The following is a 20,224-nucleotide window of genomic DNA, read 5'->3' as shown; positions in this document are numbered from 1 at the left end:
CATGCGTCGCGCACACACAGTCGAGCAGGTCCGCGCCGCCGAGGCCGACCTGATGGCGCGCCTCCCCGAAGGCACCCTCATGCAACGCGCCGCCACCGGCCTCGCCGTTGCCATCAGCAACTTCCTCGGCCGCACGTACGGCGCCCGCGTCGTCCTCCTGATCGGCTCCGGCGACAACGGCGGTGACGCCCTGTACGCCGGTGTCCGCCTGGCACGTCGCGGCGCACAGGTGACCGCCGTACTGCTCTCCTCCAAAGCTCACGAAGCCGGCCTCGACGGGCTGCTGGCAGCCGGCGGACGCATTGGCTCGACCGCCGACATCCCCGACGCCGACGTGGTGGTCGACGGCATCGTCGGCATCGGCGGCCGCCCCGGTCTCCGCCCCGACGCGCTCGCCGCGGTCGAGCTGGCCGGCGAGTACGGCGTACCGATCGTTGCCGTCGACACCCCCTCAGGCGTCGACGTCGACACTGGCGAGACCCCGGAGCCGCACGTCCGCGCCGCCCTCACCGTCACCTTCGGCACACACAAGATCTGCCACTTCATCGACCCCGCCGCCAGCGCCTGCGGCCCGGTCCACCTGGTCGACATCGGCCTCGACCTCCCACCCGCCGCGGTCGCAGTCCTCCAACCCGCCGACATCCGCGCGCGCTACCCAGTCCCGACAGGCGAGTCCGACAAGTACTCCCGCGGCGTCCTCGGCCTGATCGCCGGCTCCACCCAGTACCCCGGCGCCGCGGTGATAGCCACTGCTGGCGCCCTCGCGGGCCCACTCGGAATGGTGAGGTACGTCGGTCCGGACGCCGTCGCGGTCGAGGTCCGGTCGGCGCATCCGGAGGTGGTGGCCGGGGACGGCCGGGTCCAGGCGTGGGCGATCGGATCCGGCCTCGGCGACGATTTCGACGTCGCGCGCGTCCGCGACCTGCTCGACGCCGAGGAGCCGGTGGTCCTCGACGCGGACGGCCTGAAGGCACTCGACGACTCCGGTGACCACACCGGCGTACTCGTGACTCCGCACGCCGGTGAACTGGCCCGGATGCTCGGCGTCGAACGCTCGAAAGTGGAGGCCCAACGCCTCGAGCACGCCCGCCTGGCGGCCGAGCGCTTCGACGTGACGATCCTGCTCAAGGGCGCGACCACCGTCATCGCCGCCCCCGACGGCCAGGTCCGCGTCAACACGAACGCCACTCCCTGGCTCGCCACGGCCGGCGCCGGCGACGTCCTGGCCGGCCTCTGCGGCGCCCTCCTGGCCGGCGGCCTCACCCCCCTCGACGCAGCCTCCGTAGGCGCCCACCTCCACGCCGCCGCAGCCACCCTCGCCTCCGCCTCGGGCCCCATCACAGCCCTCTCGGTAGCCGCAGCCCTCCCCGAAGCCACCCGCCGCATCCTCGCCGACTAGCACCTCGCCGCCGCCACGCGCCGCGCCTCCACACCATTGCCCGACGCACCAACCGCAGATCGTCGCGCAGCATCAGCCTGGCCACATGGTGTACCGAAGGACGGGTAGTGCACCTGCGAGACGCCGTACACGGCGACGTGCGTACGCGCAGGTGCACTAATAAGCACCCCGTACCCCCCGTTCATCCGCACGCAGCCGGGTCGAGCACGCAACGGAGGAGCGCGCGCTCGGCGGCGTGGGATTGGTGGGTTGTGGGTAGGAAAGGGGTTGCTGGTGAACTCCGCCGCCCTTGGAGTGTGCGCTGTGAAGCGAATTGTTGTGGTTGCTGCTCTTGCTCTGATTGCCGCGTTGCCGCTGCCGGCCCAGGCGCGAACCTCCGCCGAGGACTCGGCGGGCAAGCCGTATGTGGCTGATCGGAACACGAAGATCGACGTGATGGGGGAGTGGGCCCATCCGGACGACGACACCAGCATCATCGGGCCGTGTGGCGTCTGGCATCAGCAGTACGGCGTGAAGTGTGGCGTGATCATGGTGACGCGCGGTGAGGGCGGCGGGAATGCGGCCGGCACCGAGCTCGGCCCGGAGCTGGGGCTTCGGCGCGAGAACGAGGACCGGGTCGCGCACTACCGCTCGGGCACCGTGGACATCTTCAACCTGGACCGGATCGACTTCTTCTACAACCAGAGTGCGCCGTTGACGCAGTACTTCTGGGACGAGGAGGAGACGCTGCGCCGGGTGACTCGGGTGATCCGGGAGACGCAGCCCGAGGTGTACATCGGGTTCACGCCGACGCTCGCCGCGGGACACGGCAACCACCAGCAGGCCGGGCGGCTGATCTGGGAGGGCGTGCTCGCAGCCGCCGATCCGACCAAGTTCCCCGAGCAGCTGACGGGCCCGCATGCGCTGAGCACGTGGCAGGTGAAGAAGGTCTTCTCCGGCGGCACCACAGCGGGCACTGGCGGTACGACGACCGCCGCGAACTGCACCACCGGGTTCACACCGACCGGCCTGGACACCGTCGCGGGCGTGTGGACCGGATACGACTCGCCGTACAAGTGGCCGGCTGGGAACGTCCAAGGCAAACCGGTCGGGACGCCCAAGATCTGGCAGCAGGTGGCCGACGAGGGCCGGGCCGCCTACCCGACGCAGAGCCGGGTGATGTTCAAGAACACCTCGGTACCAGCCTGTCCCCGGTTCGGGATGACCCAGTCGTTCGTCCCGTTCCAGCCGAACGCCAATCCAGCGGCCGGCCGCGACGACGCGATCCTGTTCGGCGCGACCAAGCCTGATCCCGGCGGCCTCCCACTGGGCACCTTGGAGTACCTGACGTTCGACCGCTTCTACAACGTCGCCGGTGAACCGTTCGACGCGACCGTCCACCTCAAGGCACCCAAGGGGAAGCTTGCCAAAGGCAACGTAAGCCTCCAGGTACCGGCCGGCTGGACAGTCGACGCCCCGAAGCCCGTGCCCGCGAACCCCAATGCCGACATCACCTTCACAGTGACCCCATCCGCCACCGCGACGGTCGACCAGAACGCGAAGATCGCGGCCACCTACACCACCGCGAAGGCCACCGGCTACACGGACAACGTCGTACGGATCGTCTCCGCTGCCGAGGGCCGGTTCCAGCGCTGGGGTAACTGGCAGGAGTACGACGAATGGCTGTCGACGACCGCGCCGCAGGCCAACCGGCTCGGTCGGTCTCCGGCGATCCAGTCGATGGGGATCGGTCAGACGATCGACGTACCGGTGGTCGTGCACAACTGGTCCGCCGAGCCGCAGAGTGGCGCGGTGTCGCTCGAGCTCCCGGCGAACTTCACTGTCGACGCGGCCTCGAAACCCTACGCTGCCCAACCAGGCGCTGACACGACAGTCACGTTCAAGGTCACCAACACCGACACCGCCCTGCCCGCTCAGCAGAACGTGTCGATCCCGATCAGGACGACGTACGCCGGTGGTGCCGGTGGCGAGACGTTGACGCTGACGTTGGTCCCGACCACCGTGATCCCGCAGGCAACCCCAGTCGTCGACGGCAAGGCGGACCCAGGCGAGTACCCGGGGCCGACGCTCGACCTCGGCCGGATCTGGCAGGGCGCGTCCACCTGCACTGGTGTCGACGACTGTGGCGTTTCCCCAACGGGTGAAGGCAGTACGGCCAAGGTGAGCTGGTCGGACGACGCGCTGTACTTCTTCATCCACGTCCGCGACGACTACCAGTCGTACGCCGTCACGCCGGCCGAGTGTGTCGGCCACTGGCAGGCGGACTCGGTGGAGATCCTGCTCGACCCGCGCGGCAACGCGTCGCAGGCGTTGATGGACACCGCGAACACGTTCAAGCTCGGCATCTTCCCGTTCAGTCAGAGCGGAGGTCCGTGCTGGGAGCGCGACGCCGACAACCACCAGGGCTACTCCAGCGGTTCGCTCGACACCGGCAACGCACCCGGCGTGCAGGTCGCGTCGACCGCACAGTGGGTCGGCAGCAACGAGACGACCGTGCCGCACGCGTACGCCGGTGGTGGCTACGACCTCGAGGTCAAGATCCCGCTGGCCGACCTCCCCGCGGCCGTCGACCCGTCGCGCCTGGGCCTGAACATCACGCCGTACGACAACGACGACACGTCAGCAGCTGGTACGACGACGCTCAGGCACATCGACATGAGCACGCGACTCGGTTGGTCGGCGCTCGGGTCGGTCCAGTCCGACCCGTACCGCTGGGGTCTCGCGACGCTGCCGGGCTACACGCCTCCGGCCGACCGCCCGACCACACCGGCGCCGCCCAACGTCTCCAACCCCAACCTCAACGGCGCCCTGTCACCGCAGACCATCGCGCAGTCCGCGCGGAACGGCGTACCGATCTCCGGCCGCGTCCCCACGACCGACCTCAAGATCCTGTCCGCCGCACTCCGCGGGAGCAGCGTGGACGTGGTGACGAACTCTCGCGGCAGCGGTACGGTGCGTGCGTTCCTGACCACCGGTGAGCTCGGGGCGATCCCGTTGTGGACGACGAGTTGCACGCTCGCCGCGGACCCGCCACCCGACTACGGCCTGACACCATGCGCGGTCACCGACGGTGGCATCCCGCCGTGGTCACCGGACATGAGCGGTCACCTGGTGAAGCAGGCGACGCAGAATGTCACCCCCGGTGTCCAGCACTGGTCGATCCCGCTGACCGCTGCGCAGCGGGCGACGCTCGCCGAGGACGGTCGCCTGCTCGTCTCCTACGAGACGCCACAGAACGAGGTCCAGGCCTTCGACCTCAGACTCAGCGGACGGCGGTGAAGTCCAAGCCGCCGGCGGCGTTGCGAAGCTCGAGTCTGCTGGAGTCGATCTCGTAGGAGACCTCGCCCTTCAGACCGTTCAGGAGACTGGACTCAAGCTTCGCCGCGTCACCCGCACAGGCGCGGCGAGTGGTCGCGAGCTCCCCGAAGGTCAGCTTGCCGGGAGCCTGCGCCACTATGCCCTGGAAGTCGTTGCAGCCGGTCGATCCGGTGACCCGCTCGCCGTTCAGCGTCATCCACGCCTTCTCCGAGCCGGCCTGGTGGGAGGCGACCTCGCCGGTGATCACGGTGCTCAACGCCCACTTGGTGCCGTCGAGGGCCAGGTCCGGTTCCGCGGTCTCACGGTCCTGGAGGGCGATCGTCGTACCGCCGGACGTCACGTTGAGGGTGTCGTCGTCAACCTTCCAGGACGGCTTGCTGGACAGGATGCCGGACAGCCAGCCGTCCTGGTCCTGCCGGCCGGGGCAGCCCATGTCCGTCATCACCAGATCGTCCTTGAGCGTCAGCTTGCCGTCACTGGTCGACACCTTCGACTGCATGGAGTTACAGCCGGCATCGGCAATCAAACGTCCGTCATCGGTGAACTGGAGCCGGACCCGGGTGTTCTGGGCGAGCTGTTTCGGGGCGCCGTTCTCGGTCACGGCGGTCGACAGCCAGGACTTTCCGGTGAGTGTTCCGCCGGCGGTCGACTCGTTCCCGCAGGCGGTCAGGGCGAGCAGCAGCCCGGCGCCGGCCACTGCGATCATCCGCATCTTCACACCCTACGGACGCGCTCGTGGGTCCGCCCGTTGCACGCTAACTACGCGTAAAGTCGGGACCCCGGAGTTGGCCTTTCACATCACGGTTGGATAACGTCAGGCGCGTCGTACCCGCGAGAGCGAATGTGAACGCCAAGGCCGGCAGTGCCGGTCCCCCTGGGGATTCAATCGAACAGTCGTGGGCCACGCTGGAGTTCTGGGGCAGTCAGTGCAGGTCCGTCGAGCAACGAAGGAACCTTTTCCATGCCCCCCACCCGAACTGCCCGGAGCCGCGTGGTCATTCCAGCGGTATTCCTTGCCATCGGCGCACTCATCGCCGCGCCGATCGCCGTCCAAGCGGCCAAGGGATCCCCTGATGCAGTGACCACGGACAGCGTCGCGGACAGCACGGTCACCGACCTCCCGAGCGTCGGACGCGTCGAAACCTGCGTCCTGGACGCGAAATCCGGCTGTACGGTGCTGCACGGCTTCGGCAAGAAGCCCGTCGCCATCACCGCCACGGCCTCCGGACCGGCCATCCTTTCGATCGACCCGAGCCGGACCGATGACAAGTCCTACCGCCTGCGTGCCCTCCGCTATGACGGCAACAGGTACAGCGCCGGCACCAAGCTGACCTATACCGCGCACTACGACTTCGTCGCGGCACCGGCACAGCCGACCACCCCGACGCCGACCCAGACCACCACCCCGACGAAGCCGCCGACCAGCGCGCCGACGACCACGTCGACCCCGACGAAGCCGCCGACGTCGACCCCCACGACGACGACTCCGTCAACCACGACCCCGTCGACCACGACGCCCACGACCACGGCGCCGCCGAGCGCGGGCCAGGTCTGCACCAACCCGACCTGGACCACGACCTCGTCGAACAACTCGGGCGAGGGCCGGACGTTCGGCGCGTACTACGTGCACAACAACATGTGGAACAACGACAACGGCACCTACACGCTGGGCGCCTGCAACTACAACAGCTGGTACGTCGACGTCACCCAGCCGCTGCCCGGCGACAAGGGTGTCCAGGCGTACCCGAACGTGCACAAGGACTACGACGACGTCGCGTTGTCGAAGATCCAGTCGGCCAAGTTCGCGGCGACGACCCCGGCCAGCTGCGACGGCTGCATCTACAACGTCGCGTTCGACGCCTGGATCGGTGACGGTCTGAACAACGAGCTGATGATCTGGACCGAGAACAAGGGCCAGGTCCCGGCCGGCCGCAAGGTGGGCACCGTGAACTTCGGTGGCTTCACCTACGACGTGTGGCACCAGAACGGCTACACCGCCTACGTGTCGCAGGTCACGCAGAAGTCCGGCACGATGCCGCTGGCGAGCTTCTTCACCGACATGGTCAACCGTGGCTGGGCGCCGAAGGCCACCACTTGGCAGGTCGACTTCGGCGTCGAGATCGTGTCCACCGCCAACGCCAAGAAGCGGTTCGACTTCACCGACTTCTCCATCCAGGAGAACTGACAGCCGTTCGCTCTCGCGAACCTGCGGCCACCGTGGCGGTCTCCGTCACGGTGGCCGCGTTTCGTAGGGTGCTGGGGTGATCGGTCTGGTGATCTTCGACAACGACGGCGTACTGGTGGACTCCGAGCGACTGGCCAACTCGATCCTGGCCGAGCTGCTGACCGAGGCCGGGTTGCCCTACACGTTCGAGGAAGCGGTGCGTGACTTCATGGGCGGCAGTATGGCGTCCATGCGGCAGAAGGCCGAGGCGCAGCTCGGACGGCCGTTGCCGGCTGACCTGGAGGACCGGTACCACCAGCGCCTGTTCGACGGGTTCGCTCATTTGCAGGCGATCGCGGGCGTCGAAGCTGTCCTCGACCACCTCGACGCAGAGGGAATCAGGTACTGCCTGGCCTCGTCCGGCACGCACCGCCGGATCCGTACGGCGCTCACCGCGGTCGGGTTCCTGGACCGTTTCGAGGGCCGGATCTTCAGCGCCGAGGACGTTGCCCACGGCAAGCCCGCGCCCGATCTGTTCCTGCACGCGGCGCAGGAACTGGGCGTGAAACCGGCCGACTGCGTGGTCGTCGAGGACAGCCCGCTGGGCGTCGCCGCGGCCAACGCGGCCGGCATGAAGGTCTTCGGGTACGCCGGGATGACGGACCCTGCGAAGCTGGCCGCGGCGGACGCGGTGTTCCACGACATGGCCGCCCTTGCCGACCTGATCGACGGCGCCTGAGACACTGGAAGGGCTATGTCTACCCTCCAGTCACTTAGCGACGACCGCCCGGTCCGCGCCGAGGCGGTGGTTGATCTGGCCGCGATCCGCCATAACGTGGCCACGCTGCGTGCTCGTGCCGACGGCGCGCAGCTGATGACCGTGGTCAAGGCCGACGGCTACGGGCACGGGATGGTCCCGGTCGCCCGGGCTGCTCGCGAGGCCGGTGCCGACTGGATCGGCGCCGCCGTACTCGAGGAGGCGCTCGCGCTGCGCGAGGCCGGCGACACCGGTCCGATCTTCTGCTGGTTGACCACGCCGGGCGAGCCGCTGTCGGATGCGATCGCCGCCGGCATCGACCTGTCCGCCGGCGCGCCCTGGGAGATCGACGAGCTCGCCGCCGGGGTGACCGACCGGCCGGCCCGGGTGCACCTGAAGATCGACACCGGCATGAGTCGCGGCGGCGCCGTACCCGAGGAGTGGCCCGCGCTGATCCGCGCCGCCGTCCGCGAGCAGCAGTCGGGCCGGATCGAGGTGCGGGGCATCTGGTCGCATCTGTCGTCGTCGGACGAGCCGAAGAGCCCGGCGAACGAGGCTCAGCTGGCCACGTTCCAGGAGGCGATCGAGATCGCCGAGTCGTTCGGCGTCGACGCCGAGTTCAAGCATCTGGCGAACTCGGGTGCCACGCTCGCGCTCCCTGAGACCCACTTCAACCTGGTCCGCCCGGGCGTCGCGACGTACGGGCTCTCGCCGTTCGGGCATGCGTTGCCGTCGGCGGAGCTGGGGCTGCGCCCGGCGATGACGCTGAAGGCACGGCTCGCGATGGTGAAGCGGGTGCCGGCCGGAGCGGGCGTCTCGTACGGCCTGACCTGGACCGCGCCACGGCCGTCCACCCTCGGTCTGATCCCGCTCGGGTACGGCGACGGCCTGCCGCGGCACGCGTCGAACGGAGCACCGGTCCTGTTCGGTGGACATCGCCGTACTGTCGTCGGCCGGATCTGCATGGATCAGTGCGTGGTCAACCTCGAGGACGATGAGGCGGCCGCGGGCGACGAGGTGGTGCTGTTCGGCCCCGGGACCAACGGCGAGCCGACGGCGGACGACTGGGCCGACGCCGCGGGGACCATCAACTACGAGATCGTGACCCGGCTGGGTGCCCGGATTCCCCGCCGGTACGTCGACAGTGCTCACCCCACCACCCCAGTCGAAAGGTAGACCGGTATGTCCAAAGCAGGACGGACTGCTGGTCTGATCGGGGCCGCGGTCGGAGTGCTCGCCGCGGGAGCGGCGGCCGGCGTCGCCGTCGAGCGGCAGGTGATCGGCCGCCGGTCCGGTCAGCGTGCGCAGCTCGAGGCCGAGCCGTTCGGCTCGATGCGCGGTGCACCACACGTCTTCACGGCCGACGACGGCGTCGAGCTGTACGTCGAGGTCGACGAGCTGAAGCGGTCCCGCCGGCCTGCGCAACCGAAGCGCCGGTTCGGCCTGACCGGGGCGGTGGGGCGGGGAAAGAGTCAGCACAGCAAGCTGCCGCTGCCGCCGGAGGACCTGACCGTCATCTTCGCGCACGGCTACGGCCTGAACATGGACTGCTGGCACTTCGAGCGCCGCGACCTGGCCGGCATCGGCACGCTGGTGTTCTACGACCAGCGCTCGCACGGCCGGTCCGGGCGCTCGCCGAAGGAGCACGTCAGCATCGAGCAGCTCGGCCGCGACCTGCACGGGATCATGGCGGAGTTCGCGCCGACCGGTCCGGTGATCCTGATCGGTCACTCGATGGGTGGCATGTCGATCATGGCGCTGGCCGAGCAGCATCCGGAGCTGTTCGGTGACCGGATCATCGGGGTCGGGTTGTGCTCGACCAGCGCGGGCGGCCTGGACCAGGTCCCGATCATCGTGCCGGGCAAGCTCGGGATGATGCTCCGCACCCTGGCCACGCCGACGGTGTCGGTGCTGGCGCGGATCCCCGACGTGGTGGAGCGCAGCCGGAAGGCCGGGACGGACATCAGCTACCTGCTGACCCGGAAGTACTCGTTCGGCTCGGAGGTACCGCCGGCGTACACCGAGTTCGTCAACGAGATGATCGCGGCGACGCCGATCTCGGTGATCGCGGAGTTCTACCCGATCTTCGCGCTGCACGACAAGTTCGACTCCCTGGAGCCGTTGCAGAAGGTGGAGTGCGTGGTGATCGGTGGCGATCGCGACCACCTGACCCCCTTCGCCCACGCCGAGGAGATCGTCCGGCGGGTGCCCGGCGCGGAGCTGGTCGAGGTGAAGAACTGCGGTCACCTGGGCCTGATCGAGCACCACGATGAGTTCACCGCCGCCCTCCTTGGCATGATCGAGCGAGCCGAACAATCCCTGGGACACACATGACCGACCTGCACGTAGTGGACGCGACGTCCGACCACGTCGACCAGATCGTTGCGGTGATCCACCACGCGTTCTCCGCCCGGCGCGTGCTCGACCCGCCGTCCACCGCCCTGTCCGAGAACGCGACCACAGTGGCCGCCGCTATTGCGCAGTACGGCGGTCTGCTGGTTCGCAGCAACGGTGTTCCCTCCGGCGCGATGCTGTTCGAGGAGACCGGCGACGTGCTGAACCTGCGCCGCGTCTCGGTCGACCCGCGGCACCAGGGGCACGGGGTCGCGTCCGCGATGGTCGGGTGCGCCGAGGAGGTCGCCGTACAGCGGGGACTGAATCGGGTCCAGTTGATCGCCCGGGTCGAACTGCCCGACACCGTGGAGTTCTGGCGGCGCCGCGGCTACTCGCTGGTCGAGCGGCAGGACCACAACCTGATCCTGGCGAAGGCGATGCCGGTCGAGCTGACCGTGCCGACGGCCGACGACATGCGGGCGATCGGCGAGGAGCTCGCGGGCCAGTTGCGCGCGGGCGACGTACTCGTGCTGTCCGGCGACCTCGGCGCGGGCAAGACGACGTTCACGCAGGGCCTCGGTGCGGGGCTGAAGGTGCGCGGTGACATCACGTCGCCGACGTTTGTGATCTCGCGGGTGCACCCGTCGCTGGCAGGCGGTCCGGCGCTCGTGCACGTGGACGCGTACCGGCTGGGTGGGATCGCCGAGTTGGACGACCTCGACCTGGACGCGAGCCTGGACGACGCGGTCACGGTGGTCGAGTGGGGCCACGGTTTGGCCGAGTCGCTGGCGCCGGACCGGCTGGACATCGTGGTCACCCGCGGCGACGACGACACCGACGAGACACGTGAGCTGCGGATCATCCCCGTGGGCCCGCGCTGGGCCGCATCCGGTGTCCGGGTGTCCGTACTGGAGAAGAACTGACATGTTGCTTGCCTTTGACACCTCGAGCGCGGCCGTCACCGTTGCGCTGGCCGATCCGCTGAGCGGTGAGATCGTCGCGTCCTCGACGACCGTCGACGCGTTGCGGCACGGCGAGCTGCTCGCGCCGGCGATCGCCGCGGCGCTGGAGACCGCCGGCTGTACGGCGCGGGACCTGACCCGGATCGCGGTGGGCATCGGTCCGGGCCCGTTCACCGGATTGCGGGTCGGACTGGTGACTGCCCGGACCATGGCCGACGTACTCGGGATCGAGGTCGCCGGCGTCTGCAGCCTGGACATCCTGGCGCGGCAGTCGTCGCTGACGCTGCCGGTTGCCGTCGCGACCGACGCGCGGCGCAAGGAGATCTACTGGGCTCTGTACGACGGCCCGGCTGCCGACGGCAGCCGACGACGCCTGGAAGGACCGGCGGTGGATCGTCCGGCCGAGGTCGCGCACGTGCTGTCGGGTCTGCCGGTGATCGGCCGGGGCGCGGTCCTGTACGCCGAGGCGCTCGGTGTGGCGGACGTCGATGTCGCCGAGTACCCGTCGGCCGAGGTGCTTGCGACCGGAGTCGCGACCGGGACGCTCGACGTCGTCGAGCCCGACCCGCTGTACCTGCGCCGGCCCGACGTGACGATGTCCGCCGGGCCGAAGAGCGTGCTGCCGAAGTGAGACCAGCCATTCGACCGGCGACCGCGGACGATCTGCCCGCTCTGGTCGCGTTGGACGAGGTGTGCTTCGGGCCGGAGGCCTGGAGTACGGTCTCGTGGACGACCGAGTTCGACCGGCTGGCCGAGGATCGGGTGATCCTGGTCGCGGACGAGGGCGCGGCCGTCGGGTACGTCGTACTCCTGGTGCCACCGGTCACGCTGGACGTGGTCGAGTTGCTGCGGATCGCGGTGACCCCGGCCGAGCGCCGTACCGGGATCGGCGGACAGTTGATGACGGCGGCGCTGGCGCGCTGTGCCGGCCGAACCGTGCTGCTGGAAGTTGCTGCGGGCAATCGATCGGCCGGTGGGCTCTATGAAAGCTTTGGTTTCGAGGAGATCAGCCGGCGGCGCGGGTACTACGCCGGTGGCGAGGATGCGGTGATCATGCGGTGGCGGGAGGAATTGTGATGGCGAACGAGCCCCTCATCCTGGGGATCGAGACGTCGTGCGACGAGACCGGGGTCGGGATCGTCCGCGGGCAGACGCTGCTCGCCGACGCGATCGCGTCCAGTGTCGAGGAGCACGCCCGGTTCGGCGGCGTCGTACCGGAGGTGGCGAGTCGCGCGCACCTGGAGGCGATGGTGCCGACGATCCGGCGCGCCTGCGAGACCGCCGGGATCAAACCGACCGACGTCGACGCCGTCGCGGTCACCAGCGGGCCAGGCCTCGCCGGTGCGCTGCTGGTCGGCGTGGCCGCGGCCAAGGGGCTCGCGCTGTCGCTCGACAAACCGCTGTACGGCGTGAACCACCTCGCGGCGCATGTCGCCGTCGACACCTTGGAGCACGGCGACCTGCCCAAGGGCTGTGTCGCGATGCTGGTGTCGGGCGGGCACTCGTCGTTGCTCGCGGTCGAGGACATCACCGAGGGCGTGCTGCCGATGGGGAGCACCATCGACGACGCCGCGGGCGAGGCCTTCGACAAGGTCGCGCGGGTGCTGGGGCTGCCGTTCCCGGGAGGTCCATATGTCGACAAGGCGGCACGGGACGGTGGCGACCGGCTCTACGTGACGTTCCCGCGGGGGCTGACGTCGCAGCGCGATCTCGAGCGGCACCGGTTCGATTTCTCCTTCTCCGGTTTGAAGACCGCGGTCGCGCGCTGGGTCGAGGCGCGGCGTCGCGACGGTGAGGACGTGCCGGTGAACCATGTCGCCGCGGCCTTCCAGGAGGCGGTGTGCGACGTACTGACCCGCAAGGCGATCGACGCGTGCAAGGACCGGGGCTTCGAGCACCTGTTGATCGGTGGCGGTGTCGCGGCGAACTCACGGCTGCGCGTGATGGCCGAGGAACGGTGCTCCGCGGCAGGTATCGCCGTACGGGTGCCGCGGCCGGGGTTGTGCACCGACAACGGCGCGATGGTGGCAGCGCTCGGCTCGGAGCTGGTCCGCGCCGGGAAGTCTCCGTCGCCGTTGGGGTTGCCCGCCGACTCGTCGATGCCGATCACCGAGGTGCTGAACAAATGAAGTGGACACACCCGCACGGGTTCGAGGCCGACGACGACACAACCCGGATCGACGTCGACGTGGTGCACGGCTTCCTGAGTACGTCGTACTGGGCGCCAGGGATTCCGCGGGAGGTCGTGGCGCGGTCGATCGCGGGGTCGCTGAACGTCGGGGTGTTCACGGCGGACGGGGCGATGGTCGCGTTCGCTCGCGCGGTGACGGACCGGGCGACGTTCGCGTGGATCGCGGATGTGTTCGTGGTGCCCGAGCAGCGCGGGCATGGGCTGGGGAAGTTCGTCGTGGCCACGCTGCTCGACCATCCCGAGTTGCAGGGAGTACGCCGCGTCATGCTCGGGACCGAGGACGCGCACGAGCTCTACCGGCGGCACGGTTTCACCGAGCTCGCCGCCGACGGCCGGATGATGGGCATCCGTCGGGACCCCGCGGACATCTACGGCCGTCCATGACCAGGACCGGTCCTGCTGTGGATCTGGTCTGGCATCCCGCCGGGGCGACGGATCTGGTGGTGCTGGCTCATGGCGGGCAGGAGCATTCGACCGCGGTTCCTCATCTGTGGCGGGCGCCGATCCTGCGGATGTGGCCGTTCGCTCTGGCTGCCCGGTCGGCGGTCCCCGCTGCGGCGGTCGGGTTGCTGCGCTATCGGTACCGCGGGTGGAACGGGTCCGCCGCCGACTCTGCCGTTGATCTCCGGGCGGTCCTGGACGGACTGCCACCGGTGATCCGCCGGGTGGTGCTGATCGGGCACTCGATGGGTGGCCGGGCGGTCGTAGCCGCGGGCAATCATCCTCGGGTGGCCGGCGTACTGGCCTTGGCTCCTTGGCTGCCCGAGGGCGAGCCGCTGACCGCGCTGCGTCCGCCGGTGACGTTCGCCCATGGCACGGACGACACGATGACCGATCCGCACGCGACCGCCGCGTACGCCGAACGCCTTCGCGCGGCCGGCACTCCGGTCACGATGTACGCGCTCGCCGGGGAGGGCCACGCCATGCTCCGCCGACCGACCGACTGGAACACCGTGGTCGCCAACTTCACCACCACTGCTCTGAACGGCACAGCAACTGCCCATGGCACGGGCAGCCCGCGTATAGAGCCACTCCCGCAGTACGGTCCGAAGGCGTTGTTGCCGATCGCGGTCGGGTCGATCGCGGTGGCACGCTTCCGCCTGCCGGTCGTGGAACGGTTCGAAGTGCACTGCAGTGCGGGGAAGAGCACGGCAGCGGGCAGAGACCTGGGGTGACTTCGCCGCCTGCTCCCCAGGTGAACGGTCAGCGGCCAACCGGTTCTGCCACCTACTCTGCCGAACCCAGGTGAACGCCCGACTGCACCCGCGTGACACTCAGTCGACGTCCGCCTCCTCAGACCGGACGTCGCCCGTTTAGTGGCGGATCCCCGGGGAGTGCGGCAGCAGACGCAGCACCTCGCCCACCGGCAGGTCACCCGGGGACCCGCTCGCGAGATCGATCATATGTTCGAATGCACTCACAATGCAAGTCCGGCCCGAAGGGAGTTCACAGCATGCCAGCCAGCAAGGACAGACTCCGGTGGGAGGGCCTCCCGGAGCCCGTGCGTGCGCTGATCGAGGAGCTTGCCGGCGGCCGGGTCACGTCCGCCACGAACTGCGCTGGCGGCTACTCGCCCGGACTGGCGTCCCAGCTCGACCTGGTCGATGGACGGCGTGTGTTCGCGAAGGCGATCTCCAGCGAGGACTGGCCGATCGAGTACGCGATGTATGTGGACGAGGCGCGCATCACGACGCGACTCCCGTCCGGTGTGTCCGCGCCCCGTCTCATCGGCACAGCGTCGTACGGCGCCTATCTGGTCCTCGTCTTCGAATACGTCGACGGCCGCGAACCGCAGCATCCGTGGCGACCGGATGAGCTGGAGCGGGTCCTGGAGGCGATCACCGCCCACCCGGCGCCGGACGGTCTGCCCACCGACTTCCCGCGACTCGGCGGCTGGCGCGAGGCGCGCGACGTACCCGGCTGGGATCGGACGCACCTGATCGCCCTGGAGGACCGCGGCCTGGAGGTTGTCCAGGGCAACGAACTGGTGCACGGCGATCTCTACCCGCACAACATCCTGCTCGGCGCCGAGCAGGTGTACTTCGTCGACTGGCCGCACGCCCGCCGTGGATCGGCGTCCCTCGACGTGATCGCGCTCCCGTCCACCGCCGCCTGGCACGGTCTCGATCCCGAGCCGTACGCCGCCAAGCATCCGCTGACCGCCCGTCTCGACCGTGACGACCTCAGTGCCATCCTGGCCGCCCACGCGGGCTTCTGCATGAAGGGCGCCGGTCCTGGTCCGATCGGCGAGTACAAGCAGGGCCTGGGCCTGGCGGCGCTCGAATGGCTCAGGGCTCGATCTTGACCCGGCGGCAGGAGTAGGCGACGGCGTCGCGACCAATGCGCGTGATGATCAGGGTGGCTGTGCCCGGACCCTTCGGAGAGAGCTTCTTCCGGAGCTGGGCCGGGTCGACGTCCACCCCGCGCTTCTTGATCTCGAGCGTGCCGATGCCCTGCGTGCGGACCCAGGACCGCAGCGCCTTCTCCTTGTACGGCAGCTCCTCCACCACCTCGTACGCTGACGCGAGCGGGGTCGGCACGAGCTTCGGTGCGGTGACGTACGCGATCCGCGGGTCGAGCAGCCACCCGTCGACTGCAGCGCCCACTGCGGTCACCAGACCGGCCCGCACAACGGCACCATCCGGCTCATAGATGTACCGCTCGACCGGACCGCTCTCAGCCTCGGGTGCATCCGCCACGCTCACGCCACTGGGCAGCAACGTCGCCCGCCGCGGGGTGCCGGTGTAGAGCGCCCCGGACCACAGAGCGGCCTCCTTCACCTCACCGGCGTCGGAGATCCACTCCGCCTCGACGTCCTCGGGTACGGCGTCGTGCGGGATGCCAGGCGCGACCTTCACGCAGGCAGTGCGCTGCAGGAGCTCGGTGACAAAGGTCCACGGAGGCGAGTAGGCATTGTGGTCGAACACGCGCCGACCATCGGCCCGCCGAGCAGGGTCCGCGAACACCACGTCGTACGGCGTGAGCTCGGTGAACTCGGCGTCCCCGACCATGACCTCACCGGGCAGGCCGAGCGCGGCCAGGTTGGCGCGGGCTGTAGCTGCTGTCTCCGGGTCGCGTTCGACGCCCGTGACCCGCAGGCCGGCGCGGGCCGCACTGATCAGGTCGCCACCGATTCCGCAGCCCAGGTCGACCACACTGCTGCCCGGCAACGCCGCTGCGATGCGTGCGGCCCGGTGCGTGCCGACCGTGGTCCTGGTGGCTTGCTCCAGACCGTCCGGGGTGAAGTACATCCGGTCCGCATCCGCTCCGAACTTGGCGACGGCCCGGTGCCGCAGCGATGCCTGGGTGACCGCGATCGTCACAAGCGTCGCGTCGTACCTGCGCCGCAGCCTCTCGACCAGCTGCAGCTCCTTGCCGGGCTGGTACGCCGCGCAGGCCTCAGCGAGCACCTCGGCGCCCGGCCCGTCCAGCAACGCGGTGACAGTCACCCCGCAACTTTAGAGCGGGCTCGAGCAGCTCCTGCTCCAGCTGTTGGTGGCGGAGGAGTAGAGGCGCCAGTTCATGGCCGAGCGGGTCTTGGGCCCGTAGATGCCGTCCACCACGAGCTTGTGCTTGCGCTGCACCGTCTTGACCGCTGCGCGAGTGTTGCTGCCGTAAAGGCCGTCGACTGCGAGGTGGGTGCCGTAGCAGAAGTTCAGGTTGCGCTGCAGGACCTGGATCGCGGTGTCGGGGTCGCCGTACACGGTGGAGCCGCGATTCGGGTCGTCGCCGTACATGAGGTTGCAGGTGGTGCTCTTGCTCGCGTAGATCGACGGCATCGGGATGCCCCAGCTGCTGTTGACCGGAACCAGGATGGCCGCGCGGCACTGTGGCAGTGCGGCCGCGGCCTTGGTCTCTGCCTCGGCGGACGTGCGGGTCGTGTCGGTCGACTGATCGGCCGGGGCCTGCTCCGCCGGCTGATCCGCGGCGGGAGCTGCAACGCTCGGGGTGGCCGGCTGGTCCTTCGACGCTCCGGCGGCGACCAGTCCGACGGCCACCGCGCCCACCGCGGCAAGGACCGCGATGGTGCGCCCGGACAGCTGGGGTAGAGACGGGAAGCTGATGGCCATGGTCGCTCCTCGGACCCGCTGGGATGCCCTCCTGGGGAAACGGTCGCACGGCGACCGGGGTCAGGCCCAGCGTTCGACCACAATCCGTACCCGGCCGGTCACAGACTCCGCCGACAGAGGAAGTCTGGCACTCGAGTTGACCGAGTGCTAATCGCGGCCTAGATTCGGTGTTGGCACTCTCCACCCGAGGGTGCCAGCGGTCCGGCCTCTGACCCCCGCGACGGCAGGGGAGCGCGACCACCCTGAACTGCAGACAAGCAAATCGACCGTGGAGGTCAGCAAGTGTCGGTCACGATCAAGCCGCTCGAGGACCGCGTCCTCGTCGCGCCGCTCGAAGCCGAGCAGACCACGAAGTCCGGCCTGGTGATCCCGGACACCGCCAAGGAGAAGCCCCAGGAGGGCGAGATCCTCGCCGTCGGCCCCGGCCGGATCGACGACAACGGCAACCGCGTCCCGCTGGACGTCGCTGTCGGCGACAAGGTCATCTACTCCAAGTACGGCGGCACCGAGGTCAAGTACGACGGCCAGGACTACCTGATCCTGGGCGCCCGCGACATCCTCGCAGTCGTCAGCAAGTGACGGCCGCTCGCTGTTCCTGACTGACACCGCCCTGGTGCCCTCCGGCGCCGGGGCGGAGTCGGTCCGGGGCAGCGAGCCCGGAACTGCTGTCACGAAAGCGCGAATTTCAGAGAGGGACTGGATTTTTCATGCCGAAGATCCTCGAGTTCGACGAGAACGCTCGGCGCGCGCTGGAGCGCGGCGTCGACAAGCTCGCGAACACGGTGAAGGTGACGCTGGGGCCGAAGGGCCGCTACGTCGTCCTGGACAAGAAGTGGGGCGCCCCGACCATCACCAACGACGGTGTCACCGTCGCCCGTGAGGTCGAGCTGGACGACCCGTTCGAGAACCTTGGTGCGCAGCTGGCCAAGGAGGTCGCCACCAAGACCAACGACATCGCCGGTGACGGCACCACCACCGCGACGGTGCTGGCGCAGGCACTGGTGCACGAGGGCCTGCGGGCGGTCGCCGCCGGCGCCAACCCGATGGGCCTCAAGCGCGGTATCGAGGCGGCCGTCGAGGCTGTCTCCGCCAAGCTGGTCGACACCGCTCGCGCGGTGGACGACAAGGGCGACATGGCGCACGTCGCCACCATCTCCGCCCGGGACGCCGAGATCGGCGCCCTGATCGCGGACGCCTTCGACAAGGTCGGCAAGGACGGTGTGATCACCGTCGAGGAGTCGAACACGTTCGGCACCGAGCTCGAGTTCACCGAGGGCATGCAGTTCGACAAGGGCTACATCTCGCCGTACTTCATCACCGACGCCGAGGCCGGCGAAGCGGTGCTGGAGGACCCGTACATCCTGATCAACCAGGGCAAGATCTCCGCGATCGCGGACCTGCTGCCGCTGCTGGAGAAGGTTGTGCAGTCCGGCAAGACCCTGCTGATCATCTCCGAGGACGTCGAGGCCGAGGCCCTGTCCACCCTCGTGGTGAACAAGATCCGCGGCAACTTCACCTCCGTCGCCGTCAAGGCGCCGGGCTTCGGTGACCGCCGCAAGGCGATGCTGGAGGACCTGGCCGCGCTGACCGGCGCGCAGGTCGTTGCTCCGGAGGTCGGGCTGAAGCTGGACCAGGTCGGGCTGGAGGTGCTCGGTTCGGCGCGCCGGATCGTGGTCTCCAAGGACAACACCACGGTGGTCGAGGGCGCCGGCAAGTCCGACGACATCGAGGGCCGGGTCAACCAGATCAAGGCCGAGATCGAGCGCACCGACTCCGACTGGGACCGCGAGAAGCTGCAGGAGCGGCTGGCCAAGCTGGCCGGCGGCGTCTGCGTCATCAAGGTCGGCGCGGCCACCGAGGTCGAGCTGAAGGAGAAGAAGCACCGGATCGAGGACGCGGTGTCCGCGACCCGGGCCGCGATCGAGGAGGGCATCGTCGCCGGTGGCGGCTCCGCTCTCGTGCACGCGTCCACCGTGCTGGACGGCGACCTCGACCTCGAGGGCGACGAGGCCACCGGCGTGCGGATCGTTCGCAAGTCGATCGTCGAGCCGCTGCGCTGGATCGCCGAGAACGGCGGTTACGAGGGCTACGTGGTGACCTCGAAGGTTGCCGAGCTCGAGTCCGGGAGCGGCTTCAACGCCGCCACCGGCGAGTACGGCGACCTGCTGGCCCAGGGCGTGCTGGACCCGGTCAAGGTGACCCGGTCCGCGCTCGCCAACGCCGGCTCGATCGCCGCGCTGCTGCTGACCACCGAGACCCTGGTGGTCGACAAGCCCGAGGAAGAGGAGCCCGCCGCAGCCGGTCACGGCCACGGTCACGGTCACTGATCCTCAGGGAGTAGTTCCACAGCACCGCCCCGGCAGTCCTGCCGGGGCGGTGTTCTGTTGGGATGGGCTCGTGACGCTGATCAGAGAACGTGGCGAGCAGGATCTGGACATCTGCGTCCGGCTGTTGCGGGATGTGCATGAGGTGGCTGGGTATCCGGTGAACTGGCCGGCGGATGCGCGGAAGTGGCTGACGCCGGAGGACGGGCTCGGGTGCTGGGTGGCCGTCAGCGACGGGCGCGTGGTGGGGCACGTGGCGCTGACCGCCAACGGGTCTGACGGGGTGTCCGTGGAGCGGTTGTTCGTGGATCCGAAGGCGACTCGCGCGGGGATCGGACGGCAGTTGCTGGACCATTCGGTGAAGGCGGCGGCCGAGCTCGGGCGGAAGCTGTCCTTGGAGGTCGTCGGCAATCGCGGCGCGGCCGAGCGGCTGTACCGGCGGGCCGGATGGCGGGAGACCGGCCGCACCCCGATCGACTGGGGCGGCGACCAGGCCTCCGAGCTCATCCACTTCGAGGCCCCCAGCTAGGGACGTCTCACTGTGAGACCCGCCCGCTGTCTTAATCTGAGATACCGCGGCGGCCGAACTGGGCATGTGCGGACCACGATCTTTCGGGAGATCGCGCAGTACGGGATCCGTACGGGGCAGTAGTGACAGATCGTGACCAGAATCTGGTGGTGATCACGAATTGCCACTAGGCAAGG

Annotated in this window: 19 protein-coding genes; 16 read left to right on the top strand and 3 right to left on the bottom strand. The window is 69.2% G+C overall.

Annotated elements, in window-relative coordinates; genetic code table 11:
* Position 1 precedes the first annotated feature (1 nt).
* Entirely contained in the window at positions 2-1,399 is a 1,398-nt protein-coding gene (locus ACGFH6_RS03610) for an NAD(P)H-hydrate dehydratase (protein WP_393380169.1), read from the top strand.
* A 303-nt stretch (positions 1,400-1,702) separates the two neighbouring features.
* Positions 1,703-4,678 carry a PIG-L family deacetylase gene (locus tag ACGFH6_RS03605; protein WP_393380167.1) on the top strand — a complete coding sequence of 992 codons (2,976 nt, stop codon included), beginning with the start codon at positions 1,703-1,705 and terminating at the stop codon, positions 4,676-4,678.
* On the opposite strand, the gene ACGFH6_RS03600 is transcribed toward ACGFH6_RS03605, so the two are convergent.
* Positions 4,662-5,429, bottom strand: a complete 768-nt coding sequence (locus ACGFH6_RS03600; protein WP_393380165.1) for an META domain-containing protein — start codon at positions 5,427-5,429, stop codon at positions 4,662-4,664. The two genes, ACGFH6_RS03605 and ACGFH6_RS03600, sit on opposite strands and share 17 nt — an antisense overlap.
* A 279-nt stretch (positions 5,430-5,708) precedes the next feature.
* Between ACGFH6_RS03600 and ACGFH6_RS03595 the strand changes: the two genes are divergently transcribed.
* The 11 genes from ACGFH6_RS03595 (at position 5,709) to ACGFH6_RS03545 (ending at position 15,430) form a co-directional block, all read left to right on the top strand.
* A complete protein-coding gene (locus ACGFH6_RS03595) occupies positions 5,709-6,902 on the top strand; it encodes a hypothetical protein (protein ID WP_393380163.1) in 1,194 nt (397 codons plus the stop codon).
* Positions 6,903-6,978: 76 nt separating this feature from the next.
* Complete coding sequence (locus ACGFH6_RS03590; RefSeq protein ID WP_393380161.1) at positions 6,979-7,620, top strand: HAD family hydrolase; 642 nt, start codon at positions 6,979-6,981, stop codon at positions 7,618-7,620.
* Positions 7,621-7,635: 15 nt separating this feature from the next.
* Entirely contained in the window at positions 7,636-8,814 is a 1,179-nt protein-coding gene (alr, locus tag ACGFH6_RS03585) for an alanine racemase (RefSeq protein WP_393380159.1), read from the top strand.
* Between the two features lie 6 nt (positions 8,815-8,820).
* Positions 8,821-9,972: an alpha/beta fold hydrolase gene (locus ACGFH6_RS03580; RefSeq protein WP_393380158.1), complete on the top strand. Its 1,152-nt coding sequence runs from the start codon at positions 8,821-8,823 to the stop codon at positions 9,970-9,972.
* Positions 9,969-10,895, top strand: coding sequence for a tRNA (adenosine(37)-N6)-threonylcarbamoyltransferase complex ATPase subunit type 1 TsaE (gene tsaE / locus ACGFH6_RS03575; RefSeq protein ID WP_393380157.1), 927 nt, complete (start codon positions 9,969-9,971; stop codon positions 10,893-10,895). The genes ACGFH6_RS03580 and tsaE overlap by 4 nt, the downstream gene beginning before the upstream one ends.
* A gap of 1 nt (position 10,896) precedes the next feature.
* On the top strand, positions 10,897-11,565 hold the full coding sequence (tsaB, locus tag ACGFH6_RS03570) for a tRNA (adenosine(37)-N6)-threonylcarbamoyltransferase complex dimerization subunit type 1 TsaB (protein WP_393380155.1): 669 nt from the start codon (positions 10,897-10,899) through the stop codon (positions 11,563-11,565).
* The gene (locus tag ACGFH6_RS03565) at positions 11,562-12,011 is read left to right on the top strand and encodes a GNAT family N-acetyltransferase (protein WP_393380153.1); all 450 of its coding nucleotides are present in this window, start codon (positions 11,562-11,564) and stop codon (positions 12,009-12,011) included. Before tsaB ends, ACGFH6_RS03565 begins: the two co-directional genes overlap by 4 nt.
* The gene (tsaD, locus tag ACGFH6_RS03560) at positions 12,011-13,063 is read left to right on the top strand and encodes a tRNA (adenosine(37)-N6)-threonylcarbamoyltransferase complex transferase subunit TsaD (RefSeq protein ID WP_393380151.1); all 1,053 of its coding nucleotides are present in this window, start codon (positions 12,011-12,013) and stop codon (positions 13,061-13,063) included. The genes ACGFH6_RS03565 and tsaD overlap by 1 nt, the downstream gene beginning before the upstream one ends.
* Positions 13,060-13,509, top strand: coding sequence for a GNAT family N-acetyltransferase (locus tag ACGFH6_RS03555; protein WP_393380150.1), 450 nt, complete (start codon positions 13,060-13,062; stop codon positions 13,507-13,509). The genes tsaD and ACGFH6_RS03555 overlap by 4 nt, the downstream gene beginning before the upstream one ends.
* Entirely contained in the window at positions 13,506-14,300 is a 795-nt protein-coding gene (locus ACGFH6_RS03550; RefSeq protein WP_393380148.1) for an alpha/beta fold hydrolase, read from the top strand. The genes ACGFH6_RS03555 and ACGFH6_RS03550 overlap by 4 nt, the downstream gene beginning before the upstream one ends.
* Before the next feature lie 278 nt (positions 14,301-14,578).
* Entirely contained in the window at positions 14,579-15,430 is an 852-nt protein-coding gene (locus tag ACGFH6_RS03545; RefSeq protein WP_393380146.1) for a phosphotransferase, read from the top strand.
* Here the strand turns inward: ACGFH6_RS03545 and ACGFH6_RS03540 are convergent.
* Together ACGFH6_RS03540 and ACGFH6_RS03535 are read right to left on the bottom strand one after the other, a co-directional pair.
* The gene (locus tag ACGFH6_RS03540; protein ID WP_393380145.1) at positions 15,414-16,574 is read right to left on the bottom strand and encodes a methyltransferase domain-containing protein; all 1,161 of its coding nucleotides are present in this window, start codon (positions 16,572-16,574) and stop codon (positions 15,414-15,416) included. The genes ACGFH6_RS03545 and ACGFH6_RS03540 overlap by 17 nt on opposite strands.
* A 9-nt stretch (positions 16,575-16,583) precedes the next feature.
* Complete coding sequence (locus ACGFH6_RS03535) at positions 16,584-17,195, bottom strand: peptidoglycan-binding protein (protein WP_393380143.1); 612 nt, start codon at positions 17,193-17,195, stop codon at positions 16,584-16,586.
* A gap of 282 nt (positions 17,196-17,477) precedes the next feature.
* On the opposite strand from ACGFH6_RS03535, the gene groES reads away from it, so the two are divergent.
* The 3 genes from groES (at position 17,478) to ACGFH6_RS03520 (ending at position 20,048) form a co-directional block, all read left to right on the top strand.
* Entirely contained in the window at positions 17,478-17,774 is a 297-nt protein-coding gene (groES, locus tag ACGFH6_RS03530) for a co-chaperone GroES (RefSeq protein WP_130384566.1), read from the top strand.
* Between the two features lie 128 nt (positions 17,775-17,902).
* Entirely contained in the window at positions 17,903-19,522 is a 1,620-nt protein-coding gene (gene groL, locus ACGFH6_RS03525; RefSeq protein WP_393380141.1) for a chaperonin GroEL, read from the top strand.
* A 70-nt stretch (positions 19,523-19,592) separates the two neighbouring features.
* Positions 19,593-20,048: a GNAT family N-acetyltransferase gene (locus ACGFH6_RS03520; RefSeq protein ID WP_393380140.1), complete on the top strand. Its 456-nt coding sequence runs from the start codon at positions 19,593-19,595 to the stop codon at positions 20,046-20,048.
* Positions 20,049-20,224 lie beyond the last annotated feature (176 nt).

Origin of the sequence: Kribbella sp. NPDC049227 (assembly GCF_043197265.1) — a bacterium.
Classification (GTDB): domain Bacteria; phylum Actinomycetota; class Actinomycetes; order Propionibacteriales; family Kribbellaceae; genus Kribbella.
The sequence above is the reverse complement of the archived record's forward strand: the minus strand, read 5'-3'. Positions and strand labels throughout refer to the sequence as shown.